18 protein-coding genes are annotated in these 24403 nt (G+C 72.5%); 12 read left to right on the top strand and 6 right to left on the bottom strand.

Annotated elements, in window-relative coordinates; all coding sequences use genetic code 11:
* The first annotated feature begins 38 nt into the window (after window positions 1–38).
* The gene (locus OCEPR_RS10480) at window positions 39–1064 is read left to right on the top strand and encodes an ABC transporter permease (protein WP_013458699.1); all 1026 of its coding nucleotides are present in this window, start codon (window positions 39–41) and stop codon (window positions 1062–1064) included.
* Window positions 1057–2070 (top strand): ABC transporter permease, encoded by a 1014-nt coding sequence (locus OCEPR_RS10475; protein WP_013458698.1) that lies wholly within the window; start codon window positions 1057–1059, stop codon window positions 2068–2070. Before OCEPR_RS10480 ends, OCEPR_RS10475 begins: the two co-directional genes overlap by 8 nt.
* 30 nt (window positions 2071–2100) lie before the next feature.
* Here OCEPR_RS10475 and OCEPR_RS10470 read toward each other — a convergent pair whose 3' ends face one another.
* On the bottom strand, window positions 2101–2817 hold the full coding sequence (locus OCEPR_RS10470; RefSeq protein WP_013458697.1) for a gamma-glutamyl-gamma-aminobutyrate hydrolase family protein: 717 nt from the start codon (window positions 2815–2817) through the stop codon (window positions 2101–2103).
* Window positions 2818–2851: 34 nt separating this feature from the next.
* On the opposite strand from OCEPR_RS10470, the gene lysA reads away from it, so the two are divergent.
* The gene (lysA, locus tag OCEPR_RS10465; protein ID WP_013458696.1) at window positions 2852–4036 is read left to right on the top strand and encodes a diaminopimelate decarboxylase; all 1185 of its coding nucleotides are present in this window, start codon (window positions 2852–2854) and stop codon (window positions 4034–4036) included.
* Window positions 4037–4044: 8 nt separating this feature from the next.
* Here the strand turns inward: lysA and OCEPR_RS10460 are convergent, their stop codons facing one another.
* The 5 genes from OCEPR_RS10460 to OCEPR_RS10440 form a co-directional block, all read right to left on the bottom strand.
* Window positions 4045–6378 carry a penicillin acylase family protein gene (locus OCEPR_RS10460; protein WP_013458695.1) on the bottom strand — a complete coding sequence of 778 codons (2334 nt, stop codon included), beginning with the start codon at window positions 6376–6378 and terminating at the stop codon, window positions 4045–4047.
* Window positions 6379–6457: 79 nt separating this feature from the next.
* Window positions 6458–6682: a hypothetical protein gene (locus tag OCEPR_RS10455; RefSeq protein ID WP_013458694.1), complete on the bottom strand. Its 225-nt coding sequence runs from the start codon at window positions 6680–6682 to the stop codon at window positions 6458–6460.
* Window positions 6679–7872 carry an alanyl-tRNA editing protein gene (locus OCEPR_RS10450; protein WP_013458693.1) on the bottom strand — a complete coding sequence of 398 codons (1194 nt, stop codon included), beginning with the start codon at window positions 7870–7872 and terminating at the stop codon, window positions 6679–6681. Before OCEPR_RS10450 ends, OCEPR_RS10455 begins: the two co-directional genes overlap by 4 nt.
* Before the next feature lie 60 nt (window positions 7873–7932).
* Window positions 7933–8331, bottom strand: coding sequence for a type II secretion system protein (locus OCEPR_RS10445; RefSeq protein WP_013458692.1), 399 nt, complete (start codon window positions 8329–8331; stop codon window positions 7933–7935).
* A gap of 59 nt (window positions 8332–8390) precedes the next feature.
* Window positions 8391–9560: an acyl-CoA dehydrogenase family protein gene (locus tag OCEPR_RS10440; RefSeq protein ID WP_013458691.1), complete on the bottom strand. Its 1170-nt coding sequence runs from the start codon at window positions 9558–9560 to the stop codon at window positions 8391–8393.
* A gap of 176 nt (window positions 9561–9736) precedes the next feature.
* Between OCEPR_RS10440 and OCEPR_RS10435 the strand changes: the two genes are divergently transcribed.
* The 9 genes from OCEPR_RS10435 (at window position 9737) to OCEPR_RS10395 (ending at window position 24395) form a co-directional block, all read left to right on the top strand.
* Window positions 9737–10117, top strand: a complete 381-nt coding sequence (locus tag OCEPR_RS10435; protein WP_013458690.1) for a S1 RNA-binding domain-containing protein — start codon at window positions 9737–9739, stop codon at window positions 10115–10117.
* Between the two features lie 102 nt (window positions 10118–10219).
* A complete protein-coding gene (locus OCEPR_RS10430) occupies window positions 10220–11041 on the top strand; it encodes an ABC transporter substrate-binding protein (protein WP_013458689.1) in 822 nt (273 codons plus the stop codon).
* Entirely contained in the window at window positions 11042–11689 is a 648-nt protein-coding gene (locus tag OCEPR_RS10425) for an ABC transporter permease (RefSeq protein WP_013458688.1), read from the top strand.
* Window positions 11686–12360, top strand: a complete 675-nt coding sequence (locus OCEPR_RS10420) for an ATP-binding cassette domain-containing protein (RefSeq protein WP_013458687.1) — start codon at window positions 11686–11688, stop codon at window positions 12358–12360. Before OCEPR_RS10425 ends, OCEPR_RS10420 begins: the two co-directional genes overlap by 4 nt.
* A gap of 7 nt (window positions 12361–12367) precedes the next feature.
* Window positions 12368–12700 (top strand): winged helix-turn-helix domain-containing protein, encoded by a 333-nt coding sequence (locus tag OCEPR_RS10415; protein ID WP_013458686.1) that lies wholly within the window; start codon window positions 12368–12370, stop codon window positions 12698–12700.
* Between the two features lie 193 nt (window positions 12701–12893).
* Window positions 12894–13400 (top strand): DUF11 domain-containing protein, encoded by a 507-nt coding sequence (locus tag OCEPR_RS10410; RefSeq protein WP_013458685.1) that lies wholly within the window; start codon window positions 12894–12896, stop codon window positions 13398–13400.
* A gap of 20 nt (window positions 13401–13420) precedes the next feature.
* Window positions 13421–16201 carry a DUF11 domain-containing protein gene (locus tag OCEPR_RS10405; protein ID WP_013458684.1) on the top strand — a complete coding sequence of 927 codons (2781 nt, stop codon included), beginning with the start codon at window positions 13421–13423 and terminating at the stop codon, window positions 16199–16201.
* Between the two features lie 62 nt (window positions 16202–16263).
* Window positions 16264–18954, top strand: coding sequence for a DUF11 domain-containing protein (locus tag OCEPR_RS10400; RefSeq protein ID WP_013458683.1), 2691 nt, complete (start codon window positions 16264–16266; stop codon window positions 18952–18954).
* On the top strand, window positions 18951–24395 hold the full coding sequence (locus OCEPR_RS10395) for a hypothetical protein (RefSeq protein WP_013458682.1): 5445 nt from the start codon (window positions 18951–18953) through the stop codon (window positions 24393–24395). The genes OCEPR_RS10400 and OCEPR_RS10395 overlap by 4 nt, the downstream gene beginning before the upstream one ends.
* Window positions 24396–24403 lie beyond the last annotated feature (8 nt).

Raw genomic sequence — 24403 nt, 5'->3', positions numbered from 1 at the left:
CGGGCCGTGCGGCCCGGCGCCCCTAAAAAAGAGACGCCATGTTCAACTACATCGCCCGCCGCCTGTTGCAGATCCCGGTCGTGCTCTTCGTGCTCTCGCTGATCATCATGGGGCTGATGCAGCTCCTCTCGCCGGAGCAGCGGGCGGCGGCTTTCGTGACCTCGGACAAACAAATCGAAAACCTGGACCTCATCATCGAGAAGTACCACCTGCGGGAGGGCTTCGCCGTTCAGTACAAGCTGTGGGCGGGGGAGGTGCTGCGGGGCAATCTGGGTTTCTCGCGCATCTCCAAGGAGCCCGTGCTCACCACGATCCGCAAGCGCTTTCCCGCCTCGATGGAGCTGGCGCTGGCCGCCTTCGTCCCCATCGTGCTCGTGGGCGTCTGGCTGGGCACCCAGGCCGCCACCCACCGCGACAGCCTGCTCGATCAGGCGCTCCGGGTCGTGGCCATCGTGGGCTGGTCGCTGCCGACCTTCGTGGTGGCCATCTGGTTGGTCGCCTGGGTCTACGGGGGCCTGGGCTGGTTCGGCATCGGCCGCCTGCCCAGCTCGCTGCTGATCGAGCTGGCCGGGGGCGACTTCCGCAGGTACACCGGCCTCTTCACGATCGACGGCCTGCTCAACGGCCGCCCGGACATCGCCCTCGAAGCCCTGAAGCGGCTCGTCCTGCCCGCGACGGCGCTGGTCATCGTCGTCAGCGCCGGCATCATGCGGGTGATGCGGTCCTCGATGCTCGACGAGCTGGGCAAGGACTACGTGCGCACCGCCCGCGCCAAGGGACTGGCCGAAAAAACCGTGGTCTACAAGCACGCGCGCCGCAACGCGCTGATCCCCGTGATCACCATGGCCGGGCCCATGCTGGGGCGGATGATCGGCGGCATCGTGGTGATCGAGCTGATCTTCAACTTCCCCGGTCTGGGCGAGTGGGCGGCCAAGGCGGCGCTGCAACTCGACGTGACCACCTTGCTCGCCTTCGTAATGCTGATCGGCCTCATCATGGCCACGGCCAACCTGCTGGTGGACGTGGCCTACGTGATCGTCGATCCGAGGATCCGCTATGAGTAGCCCCGTCGCGCCCGGGCCCAAGCGGGAACGCTGGTTCGAGGGCAAGCGATTCCGCCGTTTCCGCCGCAACCCGCTGGCGCTCGCCGGCCTGGTGATCCTGCTCTTCTTCGCGGGAATGGCCGTTCTGGCGCCGGTGCTGACCGCCGACCGGCTGCCCCGGGGGTGCGTGCGTGAGTTGGGATTGGGGCGCAGCGAGGCGCGGACGGCGCTGCGCAGCCCGGCGCACCCCGCCTTCTGGCGGGCCACCTTCGCCCCGCCGGAGAGTTGCTACAAGATCCCCCGGGTCAGCTACTCGCCGGTGCCCAAGCCGCCCAGCGCCAAGTACCCCCTCGGCATCGCCAGCGGGGGTTACGACATCTACTACGGCATCGTCTGGGGGGCGCGCACCTCGTTCTACATCGGCGTGCTGGTGGTGGGCATCGTGCTCGTCATCGCCACCGTCGTCGGGGGGCTCGCGGGGCTCTTCGGCGGCTGGCTCGACAACCTGCTGATGCGGCTCGTCGACGTCGTCTACTCGATCCCCGGCCTGGTGCTGGCCATGGTCTTCGCCTCGATCTTCGGCCGCGGGTTGATCAAGACGATGATCGCCATCGCCCTGGTGGCCTGGCCCATCTACGCGCGCATGCTGCGCGGGAACATCCTCCAGGTCAAGGCCCAGGACTACATCTCCGCCGCCCACGCGGTGGGCGCGGGTTCCGGCCGGCTCTTCTTCAAGCACATCCTGCCCAACGCCATCGGACCGATGATCATCCTGGCCAGCCTCGACATCGGCGCGATCGTAATCACCGCCTCGACGCTCGCCTTCCTGGGGCTGGGGGCCGACGTGGGCTACGCCGACTGGGGGCAGATGATCAGCTTCGCCCGCAGCTGGATCTCCAACCCCGGAGGCGAGCCGCTGAAGTACTGGTTCGTCTGGTTCTGGCCGAGCATGGCCATCGCGCTCTTCGTGCTGGGCTGGAACCTGCTGGGCGACGCGGTGCGCGACGCGCTGGACCCGCGGAGCTAGCCCGGAAGAACCCCGCGGGCCGGGCGCGCTTCAGTCGGCCGCCGAGGCGCGGCGGCCCGCGGCGGCTTCCACGAGCAGGCCGAACAGCCCCCAGTGGTCGGGCAGCAGCTCGGGGTGCCACTGAACGAGCAGGAAGAAGGGGTGGTCGGGCAGGTCGGCGGCCTCGATGACGCCGTCGGCCGCGCGCGCCAGGACGCGGAAGGGCCCCGGGTCGCGGATGGCCTGGTGGTGGTAGCTGTTGGTGCGGAAGCGGCGGCCGAAGAGCGGGGCGAGCCAGCGGTCCTCCTCCAGCTCGACGGTGTGCCAGAGCGCCGGGGCGGGGGCCGTTTGGTCGTGGCCGATCCGGGTGAAGCCGGCGCTTTCCAGGTCCTGGTAGAGGCTGCCGCCGAGGGCGACCGCCCCCACCTGGGCCCCGCGGCAGACGCCCAGGGTGGGCAGCCCGTGCTCGGCGGCCCAGCGGGCGGCGAAGAGTTCGAGTTCGTCGCGCGCGGGGTCCACCGGACCCAGCCGCGGGTGTGGGTCCTCGCCGAAGTGGCGCGGGTCGAGGTCGGCCCCGCCGGGCAGGAGCAGGCCGTCGAGGCGCGCGAGGACGCCCTCGAGCCGCGGCTCCGGCTGCGGCGGCAGCACCACCACGCCGGCGCCCTGGGCCTCGAGGGCGGCCCGGTAGGGCTCGCGCACGCCCCACAACGGCGTCACGTTCACCCGGCCGGTGCGGCCGGTCTGGCTGGTCACCCCGATGAGCGGCATGGGATCAGGATACAACGGCGGGGTATCGTAAGGCATGCCCTACGAGCCCCCCGAGGACTTCATGCGCGCGCTGCACGACCTCCTCGGGCGCGTGCCCACCCCCTTCTACGCCTACGACCTGCGCCGCATCGAGGAGCGGACCCGCCGCTACCTGGAGGCCTTTCCGACGGCCCGCGTCTTCTACGCGCTCAAGGCCAACCCGCGGCTGCGCCTGCTCGAGCGCCTGCGGTCGCAGGGCCTGGGTGCGGAGGCGGTGAGCCTGGGCGAGGTCGTGCGCGCCTACGTGGCCGGCTTCATGCCCGACGAGGTGGTGCTGAACGGCCCGGTCAAGCCACCGGAGGTGCTGGGGGAGCTGGCGCGCTCGGGGGTGCCCACGCTGGTCGCCGACTCCCGGGCCGACCTGGAGCGGATCGCGCAGCGTCTGCCGGAGGCGCGGGTGCTGCTGCGGCTCAACCCCGACCTGCCCGTGGACACCCACCCCCACCTGGCCACCGGCCGCGGCGACAGCCAGTTCGGGGTGCTGCCCGAGGACTGGCCCGACGTCTTCGCGCGCGGACGCGAACTCGGTCTGGAGATGCGCGGCCTGCACGTGCACCTGGGTTCCAACCTGCACAACCCCGCGGACTTCGCCGCCCGGCTCGAGGTGCTCCAGCGGCTGCGCGAGCGGGTGGGTCCCCTGGAGGTGCTCGACCTGGGGGGCGGCTTCGGCCTCGACCTGGACCCGCGGGACCTGGCCCCGGGGATGTTCGCGCTGGCGCGGGCCTACGGGGCGGAGCTGTGGATCGAGCCCGGCCGCGCCCTGGTCGCCGACGCCGGCGTGCTGGTCGCGCGCGTCTGGGCCGAAAAGCGGACGCGCCGGCGCTACCTGCTGCTGGACGCCGGGATGACCGCCTTCCTGCGGCCGCTGCTCTACGGCGCCCGCCACCCGGTGCGGCCGCTCTACGCCTCCGAGCGCACCGCGGTCTACGACCTGGCGGGCCCCGCCTGCGAGTCGGGCGACGTGCTGGCGCGCGACGTGGAGCTGCCGGTGCCCCGCGAGGGCGACGCCGTGGCCTTCCTCGAGGCGGGGGCCTACGGGGAGGCGATGCACCTCGACTACCTCGACCATCCTCGGCCCGGCGCCTACGCCTGGGACGGGGCGCGCTGGGAGGTCTGGCGCCGCCCCGGCCGGCTGCCCGCGCTCTGGGAAGACGAGCCCGACCGGGCGGAGTACCTCTAGCGTCGGCGCTAGGGTTCGAGCACCAGCCGCGCCACCGGTTCCCCCGTACCCATCGGCAGGTACTCGACGTTCGCCCAAAGCGGCAGCAGGTCGGCGTAGTGGCGGCTGAGGACGTTGCCCGACTGGCCCATCGGGTGGATCCAGTAGCTCTGTTCGGGGAGGCCCAGGGCCACGATCTCGCGGTAGCTGGGTCCGTGGTTCATCCGGAAGGTGGCGAAGTCGTAGGCCCCCATGTTGACGGTGAAGCGGTCCCCGCCGTGGGCGATCTCGCGGTCGAAGAAGCGGCGCAGCTGGGGCTGGTGGGTCATCACCCCGTGATCGAAGACCGCGGGGTGGAGCTGCCCCCAGGGGACGATCCCGCCCAGGGCGTCGAGGCGCGCCAGGGCGCGCTCCAGCGCCTGGGCGGCGAAGTCCAGGCAGCTCACGCCGCGGGCGTCGCAGGCGGGATCGCCTTCGAGCAGCGCGCGTTTCAGATAGAGGGGTTCGTTCCAGTAGGCCTGGCCCACCTCGGCTTCGGGCAGCCGCGCCAGCTCCGCGTACCAGGCCTGGAAGACGGTGGCCTCGGTGCTGGAGGCGGTTTCGTTCGCGTCCCAGGCGAGCAGCTTCCTGTGCCACTCGGCGGCGCGTTCGCTCTGGGGGCGCAGGCGCTCGAGCACCGGGCGGAAGCTCCGGGCCATCAGGCTGACCTCGTCGCCTTGGATGCGCGCGAAGTCCTCGGGGCTCAGCTTGGGTCTCGCGCGGATCAGCTGCTCGATGCGCGCGGCCCGAAAGCCCGGGGCCCAGTCGTGGGTGAAGGTGTAGGGCCAGCCCTCGGGGGTCGAGCGGTTGTTCGCGGTGACGATGTACCCTTCGGGCGGGTTGTAGGTCCGGGGCAGGGCCTCCGCGGGCACGAAGCCCACCCAGTCCCATTCGCCGGTGCCGGGCACCGGGTACTTGCCCGAGTGGCCGGGTTTGCGCACCGGGATCTTGCCCGGGGCGAGGTAGCCGATGTTGCCCTCCACGTCGGCGTAGACGAAGTTCTGGCTCGGGGCCTTCAGGCGCAAAAGCGCGGCGGTGAACTCCTCCCAGTTCGCCGCCTTGCCGATGCCGTAGAAGGCGGCCATCGTCTCGTCGCTAGGCTCGAGGCTGACCCAGCGGAGCGCCAGCGCCTGTCCTTCGGGGGCGCCCACGACGTCGGAGATCACCGGACCGTAGACGGTCTCGCGCACCTCGAGCACCACCGGGTCGGCGTCCTTGACCGCGATCGTCTCGCGCCGGAGGTGGTAGGGGCGCACCTCGCCCCGGTAGCGGTAGCCGCCCTCCGCCTCCTCGAGCACGTAGAGGTCCTGCACGTCGGCGGCGTGGTTCGTCACCCCCCAGGCGATGCGCTCGTTCTTGCCGATGACGATCGTGGGCAGCCCCGGGAAGGTGGCGCCGGTGGCGCGGTAGGTGGGGGCCTCGAGCTCCATCAGCATCCAGATCGAGGGGGCCGAGAGCCCCAGGTGGGGGTCGTTGGCGAGCAGCGGCTTGCCGGTGGTGCTGCGCTCGGGGCCCACCACCCAGTTGTTCGAGGCCTCGAGGCTGCTGGGGAGGGTGCGTGCCAGCGCCAGCAGCTCCTCCACCCAGGCCGCGCCCTGGGGCGCGGGGGCCGGGGCCGTTTCGCGGACAGGCCGCGGGCGCAGCCGCTCGGGAATGCGCCGCACGATCGTGGGGGCCGCGGCCGGATAGCCGGGGATGAGCGCCTCGATGCGCGCCTTGCTGAGCCCGCGGGCCAGCAGCCGGTAGCGCTGCAGCTCTTCCTCGTAGTTGCCGCTGAGGTCGTAGCTCATCATCTTCTGCCACACCAGCACGTCGGCCGGCGTCCAGGGCTCGGGCTCGAAGCCGAGCAGCTTGAACTCGAGCGGCAGCGGCGGGTTCGTGGCCAGGTAGGCGTTGACCCCGTCCACGTAGGCGTCGACGATGGCCTTCAGGTCGTCCGGCAGGTTTTCGTAGGCCTGCTCGGCGGCGCGGTAGACCCCGAGGGTGCGCAGGAACTTGTCGGTGGGCACGGCCGCCTCGCCCAGCACCTCGGCGAGCCGGCCGGCGCCGATGCGCCGCTGGAACTCCATCTGCCACAGCCGCTCCTGGGCGTGGGCCACCGCCTGACCGAAGAAGAGGTCGTGCTCGTTCGCGGCCTTGACGTGGACGATGCCGTTGGCGTCGCGGAGGATCTCCACCGGCGCCGAGAGGCCGGGGGTGACGAGCCGGCCGTTGGTCTGGGGCAGGGTGGCGTTCTTCAGGTAGTAGTAGCCGCCCACGGCGAGCAGCAGGACCAGGACGATCAGGCCCGCGAGGACCCGACCAAGGATTGTGAGCACGCGCATGCCGCCTCCTTTGTCATGCGCCATTGTACCGGGTGAAAAAAGGGCGGGCCGTGGCCCGCCTTACCGTGGCGCCCTCGCTTCAGAGCTTTTCCCAGCGGCTGATGGCCAGCCCCTGCAGCACTACGTGGGTGCCGTCTTCGGCGATGAGGTCGAAGTAGGTGTCGAGCATGCCGTGGTCGTAGTCGTCGTAGATGCGGATGCCGTAGATCAGGTAGCCCCTGTGGGCCTGGGGATCGAAGAGGCGGTCGCCGGGCTTCAGGTCCAAGACGGCGTCGCCGAGGGGTTTGGGGTGCGTCGTGCTCATGGGTTCTCCTTTGCCGCGCCCGAGAACGCTTCGAGCGCAAGCTGCAGTTTACCCGCCGCGAGCCGCCCCTGTATGTGACCGCGGCCCCCGCCCCTGGCCCCCAGGGGCTCGAGCCGCTCCCGCCACAGCGACCGCAGCTCGGCTTCGCGGTCGGGGTGGGCCACCAGCAGCAGCCGCGCGTGTTCGCCGCCGGGCTCGAGCGCGGCCAGAAGCGCCAGCGCCCCCGGCCACTCGGCGACCCGCCGCCCCGTCTCCGCCAGCGCCGCCAGCGGCACCTGGCGCGCCGCCGGGAAGCCCGCCTGCGCCAGCTCGCGGGCATAGTGCTCCGCCAGCTCCGCGGCCAGCGCCTGCGCCTCGCCGCGCGCGGCGTAGAGCTCGTCCTCGAGCTTCTGCACCCGTTCGGGCACGTCGAAGACCCCCGCCGAGAAGCGCCCGGCCAGCGCCTTCAGGGTGCGGTGCTTGGCGGCGTAGTCCTCCAGCGCCTCCCAGCCGGTGCGGGCGTAGACCCGAATCGTCTTCTTCTTGCCCTTCTCGAAGCCCAGCAGCTTGATCGGCCCCGCCTCGGCGGTGCTGCGCAGGTGGGTGCCGCCGCAGGGGGCGAGGTCCCAGTCCTCGATCTGGACCACCCGCACCGAACCGCGCACCTTGGGCATGCGCCGGAGCGGCAACAGCGGCACCTGCGCCTCGGGCACCTCGCGCGCGCTCACCGCCAGGTTGGCGTAGACGGCCCAGTTCGCCAGCGCCTCGGCCTCGGCGAGCACCTCTTCGGCCGCCCCGGGGCCCGGCCAGACGTCGAAGTCGATGTGGATCTCCGGCCCCGCCAGGCTCACCGCGATGGTGTTCCACTGCGCCGCGCGCAGGAAGGCCTGGCTGAGGACGTGTTGGCCGGTGTGGCGCTGCATGTGGCGGTAGCGGCGGGTCCAGTCGATCTTCCCCTCCACCGCGGCGCCTTCCTCGAGCGGCGCCTCCAGCACGTGCACGATGCGCTGGCCGTGTTTCTCGGGTTCGAAGACGTCCAGCACCCGCACCCCGCCCAGGGTGCCGGTGTCGTGGGGCTGGCCGCCCGAGGTGGGGTAGAAGAGGGTGCGGTCGAGCTCGACCAGAAAGCGGCCGCCCTCCTCCCGGACGCGCGTGACCGTGGCCGTGAAGGCGGTGGCGTAGGGGTCCTGCCAGAAAAGTCGTTCGCTCACGCCGTCAGTCTATGCGACGTGGGGGGCGGAAGCCTAGCCGGGCGGCGCGCGCCGCCCGGCCTAGAAGCGGTAGGTGTTGCCGTAGCGGTCCTGCACCTCCACCTCGGGCACGCCGTTGCCGTCGGCGTCGGTCACCCGACAGGCCGCGACCATGGGCCCGGCTGCGGCGACGTGGTAGCCACCGGCGGTGTAACCGTCGCGGCAGTCGCCGTCGGTGACCACGGCCAAATCGGACGAGGCGGCCACGTAGGCGAACGAGGCCTTGTAGACGTTGTGGGCGAAGGCGTTTGCGGCCTGCTGGTTGGCCAGCACCCGGGCGCGGACGAGCGAGGGCAGCAGGACGGCGGCCAGGACGCCGACGATGGCGAGGACGATGAGCAGCTCGATGAGCGTGAAGCCGCCGCGCCGTGCGGCTCCGCCGCGGCGCGCGCCCGCACCGCGGCCCTTCGCGCCTTTCATGCCCTCAGGGTAGCCGAGTCCGCCGGGTCGGCGTACCCCCAACTGGGGGAAGGCCGCGTTCAGGCCGAGTAGCGCTCGAGCACCCGCTTGGCGATCACCAGCTTGAGGATCTCGCTCGTGCCCTCGCCGATGCGCATCAGCCGCACGTCGCGCCAGTAACGCTCCACCGGGTAGTCCTTGATGTAGCCGTAGCCCCCCAGGATCTGGATGGCCGCGTCGGCGGCGCGGGTGGCCACCTCGCTGGCGAAGAGCTTGGCCTGGGCCGCGGCCAGGGTGTAGTCGCGCCCGGCGTCCTTCAGCTCGGCCGCCTTCAGGTACAGCATCCGCGCGGCCTCCAGGTCGGTGCTCATCTGGGCGAGCTGGAAGCCCACGCCTTCGAAGCGCCCGATGGGGCGGCCGAACTGCCGGCGCTCGCCGGCGTAGCGGGCGGCGAACTCGAGCGCCGCGCGGCCGAGGCCCACGCTCAGCGCCGCGATGCCCACACGCCCCCCGTCGAGCACACGCAGCACGGTGTAGAACCCGCGGCCCCGCTCGCCCACCAGGGCGTCCGCGGGCAGGCGCAGGTCCTCGAAGATCAGCTGCGCGGTGTCCGAGCTGCGCAGCCCCAGCTTGTCCTCCTTGCGGCCGATCGTGAGCCCCGGCGTGCCCGCGGGGAAGACGAAGGTGCTGATGCCGCGGTGGGGCTTGCCCTCGGGCGCGGGGTCGGTTCGGGCGTTGATCACGTAGACCCCGGCCACCGAACCCTGGGTGATGAACTGCTTGGTCCCGTTCAGCACCCAGCCGCCGTCCGCCTCCTCGGCCCGGGTCGAAAGCGCCGCGGCGTCCGAGCCCGCGCCGGGTTCGGTCAGCCCCCAGGCGCCCAGCCACTCGCCGCTCGCCATCTTCGGCAGGTACCGCTCCTTCTGCTCCTCGCTGGCATCGAGGAGCAGGTGCCCCGTGGCCAGCGAGTTGTGGCTGGCGACGGTCAGCCCCAGGCTGCCGTCGGCCCAGGCGATCTCCTCGAGGATGCGGGCGGCCGTGCGGGTGGGCAGGCCCAGCCCGCCGTAGGCCTCGGGCACCTGCAGGCCGAAGACGCCCAGCTCGCCCAGCTCGCGGACGAGGTCGTGGGGAAAGGCGCCCGAGGCGTCGCGCTCGGCGGCGGTGGGCACCACGCGGTCGGTCAGGAAGCTTCCCAGCGCGCCCAGCAGCGCGCGTTCGTCGGGGGTTGGTTCGAACCACAACTCGGACACGGCGACCTCCGTACCGCCAATATATCACTTCAGGGACTGCCGCATGAAAAGCGTTATATAGACGGGCTTGCCTGCCGGGGGCGATGTGCTATAGTGGCCCCATCGTGAGCGCGAAAAGCCTTGCCTTAGGTCCCTGCCGCCAGCGTGCGGGTCGCGCCCCATGGAGGAAGAACTGAATGAAGTACGAAGCAGGCAGCATCGTGGAAGGCCGCGTTACGCGGGTCATGGACTTCGGCGCCTTTGTGGAGCTTCCCGGAGGCGAATCGGGACTCGTGCACATCTCCGAGATCGCGCACGAGTTCGTCAAGAACGTGCGCGACTTCTTGAACGAGGGCGACATCGTCGAGGTCTTCGTCCTTGGGCGCGACGACAAGGGGCGGCTCGACCTCTCCATCAAGGAGCTCATGGAGAAGCCCGTCGACCCGCCCAAGCCCCGGAGGCTGCCGCGGCAGGCCCCCGAGTTCGAGCACAAGCTCAAGAGCTTCATGCGCGGCTCCGACTCCGGAGGGGACGCCGGAGGCGGCAAGAAGCGCGGCCGCGGCCGCAAGAAACGCTAACCGGACCGTCCGTTGCACGCCCCGCCGCCAGGCGGGGCGTTTGCCGGGGGCGCGGGCGCTAGAATGGGGGTGTTGCAACGTCGTGCAATACGGAGGTGACCGATGAAGAAGCTCATCGCGTTGGGTCTGCTCCTGGGGGCGGCGCTGGCGGCCGCGCCGCTGCGCCTGGCCACCACCACCAGCGTCAACGATTCGGGCCTGCTCGAGGCGATCCTCCCCGGCTTCACCCGCGAGACCGGGGTGCCGGTGCAGGTGATCGCGGTGGGCACCGGCCAGGCGCTGGCCATCGCCGGGCGCGGCGACGCCGACGCCGTGCTGGTGCACGCCCCCGACCTGGAGGCCCGGTTCCTGCGCGAGGGCAAGGGCGTGGCCCACGCCTGCATCGCCTACAACAACTTCGTGATCGCCGGCCCCGCCGCCGACCCTGCGGGCGTGGGCGCGGCCGCGGACGCCCTGGACGCCATGCGCCGCATCTTCGCGGCGGAGGCCGCCTTTGTCAGCCGCGGCGACAACTCCGGCACCTACCACCGCGAACAGGCGTTGTGGCGCGCCGCCGGGCTCGACCCCGCGGGCCGCCCCTGGTACCTGGAGTCGGGCAGCGGCATGGGGGCGACGCTCACCCTGGCCGCCGAGAAGCGCGCCTACACCCTCACCGACCTCGGCACCTTCCTCTTCATGCGCGACAAGGTGGACCTCGAAGGCCTCTTCGACCGCCCCGATCCGCGCATGCTCAACCAGTACGGCTACATGGTGGTGAACCCCGAGCGCTTCCCCGGGGCGAACCGCGAGGCGGCCTACGCCTTGCGCGCCTACCTGCTGCGTCCGGACGTGCAGCAGCAAATCGGCGCCTACCTGAAGGACCGCTTCGGGAAGAGCCTCTTCAACCCCCTCTACGGCCGCTGCAAGGTGGAGGTGAACCCTTAGTTGACCCTCGCCTGGGCCGAGGTCGGGGAGATCGCCGCCCGCAGCCTGGGGGTGGCGGGGGCCGCCACGCTGCTCGCCGCCCTCTTCGGCCTCCCCCTCGGGGTGTGGCTGGGTTCGCGGCCGCGGCGGGGGCGCATGGGCGCCCAGGTCGTCCTCTACGCGGGGATGGGGCTGCCGCCGGTGGTCGTCGGGCTGCTCTTCTACTTCCTGCTCTCGCGCAGCGGGCCGCTGGGCGGGCTGGGGCTGCTCTTCACCCCGCTGGCCATGGTGCTGGCGGAGGCGGTGCTGGCCTTTCCCATGATCGCCGGCTTCACCCTGGCGGCGGTGCGGGTGCGCGCCGAGGGGGTGCGGCGCTTGGTGCGCGGCCTCGGCGGCACGGAGCGGCAGGTGCTCGCCACCCTGCTCTGGGAGAGCCGCCGGCCGATCGTCGCGGCGCTCGCCGCCGGCTTCGGCGCGGCGATCAGCGAGGTGGGGGCGGCCACGATCGTCGGCGGGGACATCCGCTTTCACACCCGGGTGCTCACCACCGCGGTCGTGCTGGAGACCCGCAAGGGCGAGCTGGAGAGCGCGCTGGCGCTGGGGGCGGTGCTGCTGGGGGTGACGCTGGTCGTCACCGCCGTCCTGGTGGTCTGGGGGGAGCGGCGGTGATCCGGAGCAAGGGGCTGGTGCGGCGCTACCCGGGCTTCGAGCTCACGGTGGAAGCGCTCGAAGTGCCCCCGGGCCGCTTCGTGACCGTGATCGGGCCCAGCGGTGCGGGGAAGAGCACGCTCCTGCGCCTGCTCGCGGGACTCGAGCGCCCCGACCGCGGCCGCGTGGAGCTGCAGGGGCGGGCGGTCTTCCTCGATCAGGACCGCACGGTGCTCGATCGCAGCGTGCTCGCCAACGCCACCTTCGGGCTCGAGCTGCGCGGCGTGCGCCGGCGCGAGGCGGCGCGACGGGTGCGGCCGTGGCTCGAGCGGGTGGGGCTCGCCGACAAGCTGGCCCAGCCCGCGGTCTCGCTGTCGGGGGGCGAGCGCGCCCGCCTGGCGCTGGTGCGGGCGCTCGCCATCGAGCCCGACGTCCTCTTCCTGGACGAGCCCACCCAGGCCCTCGATCCGGGCAACGTCGACCGCGTCGAGGGGCTGCTGCGCGAGGCCCACGGGCAGGGCCGCACGATCGTCCTGGTCACCCACAACCTCTACCAGGCGCGGCGGCTGGGGCAGGAGACCTGGTTCCTCCTGGGGGGACGGATCGTGGAGCGCGCCCCCAGCGAGCGGCTCTTCGTCCGTCCTCGTGAGGCGCTGACCCGGGCCTACGTGGCCGGGGAGATGGTTTACTGAGGGGACCATGCGACCGCGCGCCAAGTTCTGGCTGGAGACCGAAACGGGCGAGTACCTGATGGGTCCGCGCACCCTGCGGCTCTTGGAGGCGGTGCACGCCAGCGGCAGCCTCAAGGCGGGGGCGCGGGCGGCGGGGTTCAGCTACCGCGCCGCCTGGGCCCGGGTGCGCCGCGTCGAGGCGGCCCTGGGCTTCCGGCTCATCGAGTCGCACTCGGGGGGCGAGGGCGGAGGGCGGAGCCGCCTGACCCCGGAGGCCCTGGCGTTCGTGCGGCGCTACCGCGCCTTCCTGGAGCGCAGCGAGGCGCTCGTGGAGCAGGCCTTCCGCGAGAGCCTGGGCTGAAGCGGTTTCCTTGTACCCGGTTCAAACCCGGGGAGGTGCGCCCGCGGGGGCGCTTTTTTGACATGCGTTTAACGGCCGGGCGGTATACTCCTCCTTTAGAGAGGTAAAACACCCCCAAATAGGGGTAGTAGGTTAACGAAAGTTGTTTCTATACTGCTCTGGGAGGTTATTGGAATATGAAGGAAGTGTATCGATGAATTTGCGCCGTGCTGTATGGACGGCGGTTTTTTTCGCCCTGGCCGTCGCGGCGGTGCCGCCGTTGTGGCTCGAGCTCGCCTCCTTCCGCGTGCTCCAGGTGACGAACGCCGAGGGGGAGCGCCTAGAGGTGTTCGAGCGCGCCGCGAGCGCGGCGCCGGGCGAGACGCTCGAGTGGCGGCTCGCGGCGACCAACCGCTCCGACCGGGCGCTCGAGGACGTGGTCCTGGTGATTCCCGTACCCCCGGGCACCCGCTACCTGGCGGGCTCGGCCGAGCCGCTCGACCTGGGCGGCGTTGCGGTGCGGCCCGAGTTCAGTTTCGACGGCGGCGCGCGGTACGCGCGCCCGCCGCTCTACAGGAAGGTCGTCGTCGTGACCGACGGCGTCGAGCAGGAACGGGAAGTCGAAGTGAAACCCGAAGCGTACACCCACGTGCGCTGGGTGCTGCCCGCGCTGGACGCCGGGCAGACCGTTACCGTCCGTCTTCGCACCGTCGTGCGATGAACGAGGGAGGCATCGATTTCATGAAGCTAGCCAGCGTAGGTTCCAAGTTCGTCTTCGTCCTCTTCTTCGCCCTGGGTCTGGCCCTGGCCGCGGGCACGCCCGCGGGCACGGAGATCCGCAACCAGGCTTCGGCCAAGTACACGGACTCCTCCGGCCAGCCCCAGACCACGACCTCCAACGAGGTCGTCACCGTGGTGCAGCCCGTCTACGGCTTCACCATCACCCCCGACGGCACCGAGGCCGCGCCCGGCCAGATCAAGACCGGCCTTCAGGGAGCGCCCGTCTACTTCAACTACGTGGTCACCAACACCGGCAACATCGCCGACACCATCCAGCTGACCGCGCCCCAGGGCACGGCCGACGCCTTCGACTTCAGCAGCGTCAAGATCTACCACGACGCCAACTGCAACGGCACGGTCGACCCCGGCGAGGTCGAGGTCACCAGCGTCCGCCTCGACGCCGACGCCTCGACCTGCGTGATCGTGGAGGCCGTGATCCCCGCCGGCGAGGCCGACGGCAACACCGGCCACGCCAACCTCAGCGGCGCCTCGACCGGCGACCCGTCCCAGACCGACACCGCCAACTGGGCGCGCGCGGTGGTGACCAGCCAGGCGGTGCTCGACGCCGCCAAGGGCTCGAGCCCCAGCGGCACCGTCGTCCCCGGCGCCACCATCGACTACGCGGTGCACGGCTCCAACAAGGGCGGCCGCGCCGCCGGTGCGGTGACCGGCGTGGCCGTGGTGGACGGCACCCCCACCGACGGCATCCTCATCGCCGACGCGATCCCCGCCGACACCACCTACGTCCTCGGCAGCGCCAGCGGCACCGCCGGCGCGGGCAGCGTGAGCGTGATCTACAAGGTGGGCGGCGCCTGGACGGCGACCGAGCCCGCCAGCGGCTCCGACGTGAGCGAGGTGGCGCTGCTCATCGCCGGCGCGGGCGCCTTCTTCCCGCAGGGCGCGCAGTACCGGCTCGGCTTCCAGGTGACCGTCGACGCCGGCACCCCCGCGGGCACCACCATCGAGAACACCGCCACCGTCAACTTCGACGCCAGCGGCGACGGCGACGGCGGCGACACCGGCGAACAGGTCGAGTCGAACACCACCCGCACCCCGGTCGGCGCCAGCCGCGCGGTCCTGAACGGCCCCGCCGGCGACCCCGACTCCGACGGCGCGGGCTTCTCCGCCAGCTACACCGACCCCAGCGGCACCACCTGGACCTACGCCGAGACGACCGACACCAGCGACCCGCGCAACGACGACGCCCAGCGCATCAACGAAGCGGTTCACGGCGGCGACGTCGTCTACTTCAAGAACACCCTGACGAACGGTGGCAACGTCGAAGACAGCTACACCCTCGACGTGGGCGGCGTGCCCGCCGGCTGGACCTGCCAGATCATGGCCGCCGACGGCACCACCCCGCTGGCGAACCCGGTCGGCCCCCTCGCCGCCGGCGCCGCCCTCGACTACGTCGTCAAGTGCACGATTCCCGCGGACGTCACCACCGCCAGCGACACCGACCTGACGGTGCGCGCCACCTCCGAAGGCGACCCGGCGGTCTGGAACGAGACCCACGACGTCGTTCCGCCGGTGCAGTCGGGCTACGCCCTCGACCTGGCCAAGGACGGCGCTTCCGGCGACGGCGACCCCGCCAACGACAACCCCGCCCCCGCCGCGGTGGATCCGGGCGCGACCGCCTACTACGGCTTCGAGGTCAGCAACACCGGCCAGAACCCCGACACCTACGACCTCGGCGTCACGGTGCCGTCGGGCATGACCCCCACGATCTACCCCGACCCCGACTGCGACGGCGTCCTCGACAGCCCCGCCCCCGCGCCCGTGACCGACACCGGGCTGCTCGACCCGGGCGAGAAGGCCTGCTTCGTCCTCGCCGTCGAGGTTCCGGCCGGCGCCCCGCCGCTCACCCAGGACCCGAACGACCCCGCCGACGACAACGTCACCATCACCGCGACGAGCAACGCCAACCCCGCGATCAGCGACACGATCACCACCGACCTGATCGTCAACCCCGTTGCCGACCTGCGCTTCACCCCCGACCGCAACGGCACCGTCACCAGCCCGGGAACGATCGTCTACACCCACACCGTGAGCAACCTGGGCAACGAGGCCGCCAGCGTCACCTTCGCCGAGTCCGGCTCCACGCACCCGACCTGGACCTACCAGATCTCCACCGACGGCGGCGCCACCTGGACCGACGTGGCCTCGGCCGCGGCGATCAACCTGGCGCCCGGCGCCAGCCAGGAGGTGCAGGTGCGCGTCATCGTGCCCGACGGCGAGCCCATCGGCGCGATCGACACCAACCGGATCACCGCCAACGCCGACTACCCCACCGCGACCGACGACAGCGCCGGCGTGACCGACACCACCACCGTGGTGGGCGGTGACCTGCGCATCGAGAAGCGCGGCGAGACCTGCGCCGACGCGGCCTGCGCCACGATCACCAGCGCCGACGCCAGCCAGGCCAAGCCCGGCGAGTACATCCGCTACACGGTGACCGCCAGCAACATCGGCACCGCGGACCTCAAGAAGGTGATCGTCTCCGATCCGCTGCCCGGTTACACCGACTTCGCAAGCGTCTCCGCCAGCACCACCGTGGCCGGTGCGCAGCTGCTCTTCTCGACCGACGGCACGACCTGGTCGCCCACCGCGCCCACGACGCTCGCCACCGGTCAGGCCGTCTTCGTCGGCCTGGACAGCAACGCCGACGGCGCGGTCGACGAAAACGACCTGCTCGCCCCGGGCGCGTCGCTCACCCTGATCTTCACCGTCCAGGTCCAATAGCCCTTCCGCCCCGCGCGGCCTCGGGCCGCGCGGGGGAACCCTGAACGGGAGACACGAACCGCATGAAACGAACCTTCCGTACCTGGTTACCCCTGGGGCTGCTGGCCTGGATCGTGGCGATCGCCATGGCGGCCACGCCCGCGGGTACCGTGATCCGAAACCAGGCCGCGGCCCTGGTGGAGAACGAGACGTACTACTCCAACACCGTCGAAACGACGGTGTTGCCCGTCTGCGTTCCCGCCCTGGGCCCCGACGGCACCGTGGCCCGGCCCGGTCAGGTGAGCAACGCCACCGTGGGCGGCACCGCCTACCTGACCTACGTGCTGAGCAACGAGGGCAACGACGCCTTCACCTTCGACCTGGCGGTCCAGGCCGACCCCGCCTCCGCCTGGACGCCGACCTCGCTGGCGATCTACCTCGACGCCAACCGCAACGCCCAGGTGGATCCGGGCGAGCAGGCGGTCACGCAGGTGACCCTCGCCGCCGGCGAGTCTGCCTGGCTGGTGCTCGAGCTGGGCGTGCCCAACCCGGCGAGCGGCTCGGCGTGGGCTTCCGTGAGCGCCACCTGCCTGGGCGGCGAGCAGGACGCCGAGAACTACGGCGAGGTCCGCGCGGTCAGCGGCCCCGCCCTGCAGGTCGAAAAGACCTTCGCCCCCACCGAAGCCCGCCCCGGCGAGCAGGTCAACGTGTCGCTGCGGGTGCGCAACGTCGGCGACGCCGCCACCGGTGGCGCGGTCACGCTCGGCGACGACCTGCAGCCGCTCACCGGTCTGCAATTCGTTCCCGGAAGCGCCACCGCCCCCAAGGGGCAGGTCGAGTACTTCGACGGCGCGACCTGGACGGCCAGCGAGCCCGCGAACGTGCAGGGCTTGCGGTTGCAGCTCGCCGGCCTGGCCCTGGGCGAGGAGGCCGTGCTCGACTTCCGCATGGAGGTCCAGCCCGGCGCGGCGCCGCAGGTGATCGAGAACCGCGTGCGCGCCAGCGGCCCCGGCGGCCCCGCCGAGGCCACCGCCTCGCTGCGGATCTTGCCCGCCTACGGGCTCCACCTGGGTCCCGTGGGCAACCCGCGGGCGCTGCCCGGGGGCGAAGGCAGCGCCGACGACCGCCAGCAGGCGGACCTGATCGTCGACCAGACCTACTGCTTCGCGCACACCCTGGAGAACGCCTCGACCGCGCCCGACGGCTTCGACCTCCGCGTTTCGGGGTTGCCGGCCGGGGTGGACGGCACCTTCAACGTGACCCCGACGGTGCCCCTCTCGCTGCCGGTGCACCTGGAACCGGGCGAGCGCGTGGACTTCCTCTTCTGCGTGACCGCCAGCCAGGTGGTTCCGCCGTTCACCGTCACCCTCGTCGCCGAGTCGGCGGCGACCGGCGACACCAACCGCACCTACGACGAGGCCGTGCGGGTGCTGGCTCCGGGCGAGGTCGTTCTGGAAAAGACGGTGGACCCGCAGGGCACGGTGACCGCGGGAACCGAGCTTACCTACACCCTGCGCTTCGAGAACCGCTACCCCATCGCTCTCACCAACGCGGTGGTGGACGACTGGCTCGACCCCAACCTGGAGTACCTGGGCAGCACGCCCGCGGGCGCCTACGACCCCGTGCGGCACCGCGTGCGCTGGCAGCCGGCCGACGTGCCCGCCGGCGGCAGCTGGCGGGCCGAGTTGCGGGTGCGCGTGAAGGACGGCGTGCCCGACGATACCCTGATCGAGAACGCCTTCACCCTGCAGAGCGACGAGACCCCCAACACCCTGGTCTCGCCCACGACCCGCACTCCGGTGTGGAGCAGCGCGCTGCTGCTCGAGAAGCGGGTCTCGCCGCGCGAGGTGCGCCTGGGCGACGCGGTGCACTACACCCTGCGGGTCCACAACCCCGGCACGGCCGCGCTTGCCCTGGCCCTTACCGACACCCCCGACCCCGCGCTGCGCTACATCGCCGGTTCGGCGCGCCCGAGCGAGCCGACCGCGAGCGGCGGGAAGCTCGTCTGGACCGGCCTGACCGTGGGTCCGGGCGAGACGCTGGAGGTGACCTACGACCTGCGCGTCGTCGCCGGCGCTTCGGGCACGCTCCACAACGTGGCCCTGGCCGAGGGCGAGGGCCGCAGCGGCGCCGCGGTGGCCAGCGGTGAGGCGCGGGCGCGGGTGCGCGTGGCCGAGGAGGTCTTCCTCTCGCGGCGCGCGACGATCCTGGGCCGCGTCTTCCTGGACGTGGGGCGCGACGGCCGCTACGACCCCGGCGTGGACGTGGCGCTTCCGGGCGCGCGGGTGGTGCTCGCCGACGGCCGCCAGGCGGTCACCGACGCGGAAGGCCGCTACGCCTTCCGGGATCTGGAGGGCGGCGTCTGGCTCGTGGCCCTCGACGCGGCCTCCGCGCCCTTCCCGCCGCTGCCGCACCCCGAGGCCCTGGGCGACGGTTACCGGCACCGGGTGGCGGCGTACGGCCTGACGGTGAGCGACTTCCCGCTGGCCGGCCCGCGCGGCGCGATCGACGCGGTGCGCGAGACCCAGGTCTTCTACGGACCGCTGACGTTGAGCAAGAAGGTCGTTCCCCTCGGCGAGGGGCGGTTCCGGGTGGTGCTGCACCTCGTGAGCGGCGAGCCCATGCCGGGCCTCGTCGTGCGGGACCCGCTGCCCGGCGGAGGTGAAAGGGTGTTCGAACTGGACGACTTCGAGGGTGAGCGCACCCTCACCTACGATCTGGAAGGCGCGCCGGTGTTGACCGATCCGGACGTGCGTTGGGGAGGCGGGCGATGATGGGCGTCCGGCGGTTCTGGATCGCGGTCTTCTTCGCCGTGCTCTCGGCGCTGGCCGTGGGGCAGGTGGGGAACCACCCGCTCGTCGTGCCCGGCACCGAGCTGGGCTGGGAGTCGGCGCGGCTCGAGCTGGTGCTGCGCGTCACCGAGCGCACCCCGCTCAAGCTTTCGGTCTACTCGCCCGGCTTCGACCCCGGCGACTACCGCGCCCCCAACGAGCTGGGCGACGAGCGCTACGACGGGGGGAAGGGCGAGCTCAAGACCCTGCTGGAGATCTTCGACGCCGCGGGCGCGGTGCGCCTGCGCAAGGAATGGGGCGTCGAGCCGCACCGCTGGTACAAGCTCGTCGACGGCGTGCTCTCGCCGGGGGACTACCTGATCACGGTCAAGTTCTTCGGCAACGGCAAGAACGCCCTTGCCTTCAAGCTGGACGGCGACCCCGCCAAGGTGACCCTGCAGGTCGCCCCCGGCTCGATGCAGACCTACAACGTCCACGGGCCCAAGTGGGTCTACCCCTTCGCGCTCGAAAAGCGCGGCTGGACGGCGCCGCTGGTCGTGGGCATCTACGACGGCGACGGGCCCGAGGAGCTCGAGGTGCGCGCCCGTAAGCCCGACGGCACCGAGGAGGCGCTGCCCTCCCCGCCCAACGGCGGCTGGGTGCGCTACCCCATCGACGAGGCGGGCACCTACCGCTTCGGTTTCCGGCAGCCCGAAGGGGCGAAGCAGTTCACCAACACCGTAGGCTTCGAGATCTTCCTGGGCGACGTCGCCGTCGAGGTCGTCGACGAGGAGGGGCGGCCCGTCGCGGGCGCCACCTACGCGACGAGCGGCTACTACGACCGCACCGTCCGGCTCACGAAGGTCCCCGAAGGCTGGACCCACGTGGCCACCGCCGCGACCTACGGCAAGAAGCTGGCCGAGGACCGGGTCCTCTTCGGACCCGGCGGCGGGCGGGTGCGCTTCGTGCTGCGCCCGCAGACGGGCACGGTCGCGCTCGAGGGCGCGGCGGTCTGCGCCGCCGAGCGCCTTCCGGCGCCGCTGGTCGTGAAGCTGGGCGCCCGCCGCGTCGAGCTCGACGCGGCGGGCGAGGCCCGGGTGGAGCTGCCCGCGGGCCGCTACCCGGTTGCCGTCGAGGTTCCCGGGGCCCGCGTGCAGGCCCCGGCCGAGGTCGTCGTGCGCGCCGGGGAACGCACCCAGGTCGCGCTGAACGTCGTGCCCGTGCTCGAGCTGGGGCTCGAGGTCACGCCCGCCGTGGCCGGCGCCGGAGACCGCGTGCGCGTCGTCGCCAGGTTGCAGACCGCCTACCCCTACCCGCTCCCCGCCGAGCTGCGCCTCGACGCCCCCGCGGGGTTGCGCTTCGAGGGCAACCCGGCGATCCGCGGCACCGTGCAGGCCGGCCGGCCGCTCGAGCTCGTGGCTTCGGCCCGCGCCGAGGCCCCCGGCGTCTACGAGGTGAAGGCGACGAGCCGCCCCTGCGCGGCCGCGCGGACCGCCCGACTCGAGGTGCGCCGCCCCGCTTCCTTCACGATCGAGAAGGAGGCGCTGACGCCCGAGGTGCCCCTCGGCGGCGAGGCGCGCTTCGCGGTGCGCGTCGCCAACGTGGGTGAGCGCGCGGGCGCCGTCCGCGTGCGCGACGTGCTCCCCGCCGGCCTGAGCGGCGAGGGGCTGGACGAGCGCCTGACCCTCGAGCCCGGCGCCGTACGCCGCTTCGAGGTTGCCGCGCGGGTGACCGAGGCCGCCGCCGCCGAGCGGGTGAACACCGCCGTCCTCTTCGACGAGGCCGGCCGCGAGCTGGCCCGCGCGAGCGCCGCCGTGCGCGTGCTCACGCCCGACGTGCGGCTCACGCGCAGCCTCGACAAGCGCGTCGTCGTCCCCGGCGAGGCGGTCGAGGTCTGCCTGCAGGTCGCCAACACCGGTCCCGCGCCGCTGAGCTACACCCTGACGGACCGAGCCCCCGACTGGCTCGAGCCCGAAGCGGCGCCGCGCTTCGAGGGCAGCCTCGACCCCGGCGCCGACGCCGAGCACTGCTACCCCGCGCGGGTGCGCTTCGGTCCCGCGGCCGAGGGGCGCTTCCACGCGCGTCTGGACTCCAATGCTGGTGAGCGCACCGCGCCCGACGCGATCCGCCGCGTTCCCCTGGGGCTCGAGAAGCGGGTGGCCCCGCAGCGGGTGGTCCTCGGTGGGGAAGCCGAGTTCACCGTGACCGTCACCAACCCCACCGACCACGAGCTCACCGTGCGCCTCCAGGAGGCGCCCGACGCCGAGCTCGGCATGGAGGCCGCCCGCGAGACGATCACGCTGGCGCCGGGCGAGCGCCGTGAGCTGCGCTACCCCGCCCGGCCCACCGCCGCCGGCCGCTTCGCGAACCAGGCCTCCGCCTACGTGGGCGGCGTCCCCGCGGCCTTCCCGGCGCGGGCGGAGCTCGAGGTGCGCCCCGAGCTGACCGCCCGGCGCGTCTCCGAGGTGCGCCTGCCCTTCCAGGTCGAGGGTCGGGGCGACGGCCTGCTCGTCGCCCACCGGCCGCCCGAAGGGGCGCGCTACCGCCTGGGCAGCAGCCGCCTGGACGGTCTGCCCACGGCCGAACCGCGCCGCGCCGCAGACGGCCGCCTGATCTGGAAGCTGCCCTTCGCGCACGAAGGCGTGCTCAGCTACACCCTCGAGCACGAGGGGCCGCTGCCCGAGCTGTCCGAGCCCGCGCTCACGCTGCTGGCGGGCGACCGCGAGCTGCCGCTCGAGGGCCAGCTGAGCCTCGACGACTACGAACGCGCCCGGCCGCTCGAGATCAACGAGCGTGAGGGCATGATCCGCGAGCCCGCGCCGGGCAGCGTGCTGCGCGACGCCGACGCGCTCAAGATCTTCGTCGAAGCGCCCTACGGGGAGGACGTGCAGGTGCTCGTGAACGGCGAGCCCGTCGGCTCCAACCGCCTCGGCGAGGCCACCTACGACGCCGCCCGCGGCGTCCAGGAGCTGCGCTACTACGGCGTGCCCCTCGCCGTCGGCGCCAACCGCGTCGAGGTGCGCGCCGGCGACCTGCGCGACGTCGTCGAGGTCTTCCGCGCCGGCCGCCCCGTCGAGCTGGTGGCGCGGCCGCTCGGCGCCGTCGCCGACGGCCGCAGCCCGGTGCGCGTGCGCATCGAGGCGCGCGACGCGGCCGGCCTGACCGCGGGTTCGGGATTCGTTACCGTGATGAGCGACCCCGAACCCCTCACCCCGGACGCCAACCCCGCCGAGTCGGGTTACCAGGCGCTGCTGCGTGACGGCGCGGCCGAGATCGAGCTGGCGCCGATGGTGCGCCCTGGCGAGGTGCGGGTACGCATGGCCAAGGACGCGATCGAGTCCGAGAGCCGCTTCTACGTCGCCGGGACCGAACGCCCCTTCTGGTTGGCCCAGGGCAGCGTCACCGCGCGTTACGGCGGCGGCTTCGAGCTGGGTGGTCTGGGCCGGGCCTACGGCGAGCTGCCCCTGGCGGGCGGCACCCTGCAGGCGGCGCTGGGCGCGAACGCGGCCGTCGACGCCGGGGGCGCGCACTACCGCCCCGACCTCGCGGACCGCGAGGACCCGAACGACCGTTTCCCGCTCACCGGCGCCGGCGCCGAAGCCGAGCTGCCCCTCGCCTCCGAAGACGGCGTGGCCCTGCGCTACGACCGCGAGGACTTCACCGCCGGATACCACCGCACCGCGCTCGCCCTGCCCGGCGTCCGCGGCCTGCCGAGCGCCACGGCGCTCTACGCCAAGACGCGCGGGCCGCTCGAGGCGGGCGGCTTCCTCGCCCTGCTGCCGGCCGGTGAGGTGAGCGAGGTCATCGTGCCCGACGGCACCCGCACCTACCTGCTCAGCCAGCCCGCCGAACCCGGCAGCGAAACCGTGGAGCTGATCACCGGCGCCCGGACGACGCGCCTCGTGCCGCTGCGCGACTACGTCCTCGACGCCCCCAGCGGCGTGCTCACGCTGGCGCGGCCGCTCTGGTCCAGCGAGCGCAACCTCGAGCCCGTTCGTTTGCGCGTGACCTACGCGCCCGCGAGCACCGCGCGCAGCGTCCTGGCCTTCGGGGCCGGAGGCCGCTACCGCAGCGGACCCTTCAGCTTCGGCGCGGGCGTGGCCAGCCTCGACCGCGGCGCCACCTGGAAGTTCGGCGCCGAGGCCGCCTACAAGGACGCCGACGTTTCCGCCGCGATCGGCTACGGCCTCGACGCGGGCCGCTCGGTCTTCACCCTGCGCGCGAGCGGCCGCCGGGGCCGCGTGGAGGCCGCGGGCGACCTGCGCTACGACGGCGCCCTGCAAGGCCGCTTGCGCCTGGCCGGTCACCTTTCCGAGCGCGACGCGGTCGTCTTCGAACACCGGGCTGCGACCGGCGACCAGCGCAGCGACGTCCTCTACGAGCGCCGCTTCGATCGGATCACCGGCGGGCTCGGTCTCGGGTACGACTGGAGCCGCGCCGCGCTCGAAGGCGTGGGCCGCGTCGGATACCGCACCGAGCGCGCCGAGGCGTCGCTGACCCACCGCCAGAGCTTCTCCGCCGCCCCCTCGCTCAGCGTGCTGGCGGCCCGCTACCTCGTCGACGCCAACCTCGAGGCCGAGGCCGAGCTGGCCCACACCTGGGGCGTGGGCACGAGCGGCACCGTGGGCCTCAAGCAGCGCCTCGGGCCCGCCAACCTGGGCCTCAGCTACCAGCTGCCTGGCGCCAGCGGCGACGGCAACCGGGCCCGCTTCGGCGTCGACGTTCCGCTGCCCCTTGGCGAGCGCACCACCCTCGACCTCAGCGCCGGTTACGAGAAGAGCTTCGCCGGCGGCGACCAGCAGCTCGCCGCCGGCGTCGGCGTGCGCTACCGCACCGACCGGATCGCGGCCACCGCGGGCGTCGAGGGCGCCGCCGGCACCCACGGCGGCAAGCTGACGCTGCGCAGCGGCGCCACCGGCCAGCTCGACGCGCGCCAGACCGTCTCCTTCGACGCCAACTACGTGTTGGCGAGCGAGACCCGCGGCCGTTTCACCCTGGCCTACGCCTTCCGCGGCGCGGCGCTGCAGTTCCTCACCTACCACCGCCTGGTGCACGCGGCGGCCACGACGCTCGAAGGTGAGTTCGCGCCGGTCTGGCACCCGAACCTCAACTTCCAGCTCCGCCCCAGCGCCGCCTACCGCGTGGCCCTCGGCGACCCCGGCGGCAGCCTCTATCAGCTGGGCCTGGGCGCCAACTACTACTTCACGCCGCGCTTCGGCCTGGGCGCCGGGCTGCTGGCGCTGTGGCAGCCGGGCGCGGGCGTGTCGCGCACCGCTTTCAACCTCGAGGGCAGCTTCCGCGTGGCCGACCCCGTATGGGTCAACCTGGGCTACACCTTCGGCGGTTTCCAGGGGCTGACCCCGGAAGCCCGCCCGGGCGTCTACCTCAGGCTCGATCTCTTCGGCGGATCCGAGGATCCGCAGCCTCAGGGGGGTAACCAATGAGTCGGACC

The organism is Oceanithermus profundus DSM 14977 (genome assembly GCF_000183745.1).
Classification (GTDB): Bacteria; Deinococcota; Deinococci; order Deinococcales; family Marinithermaceae; genus Oceanithermus; species Oceanithermus profundus.
This window is presented reverse-complemented; position numbering and strand designations above follow the sequence as displayed.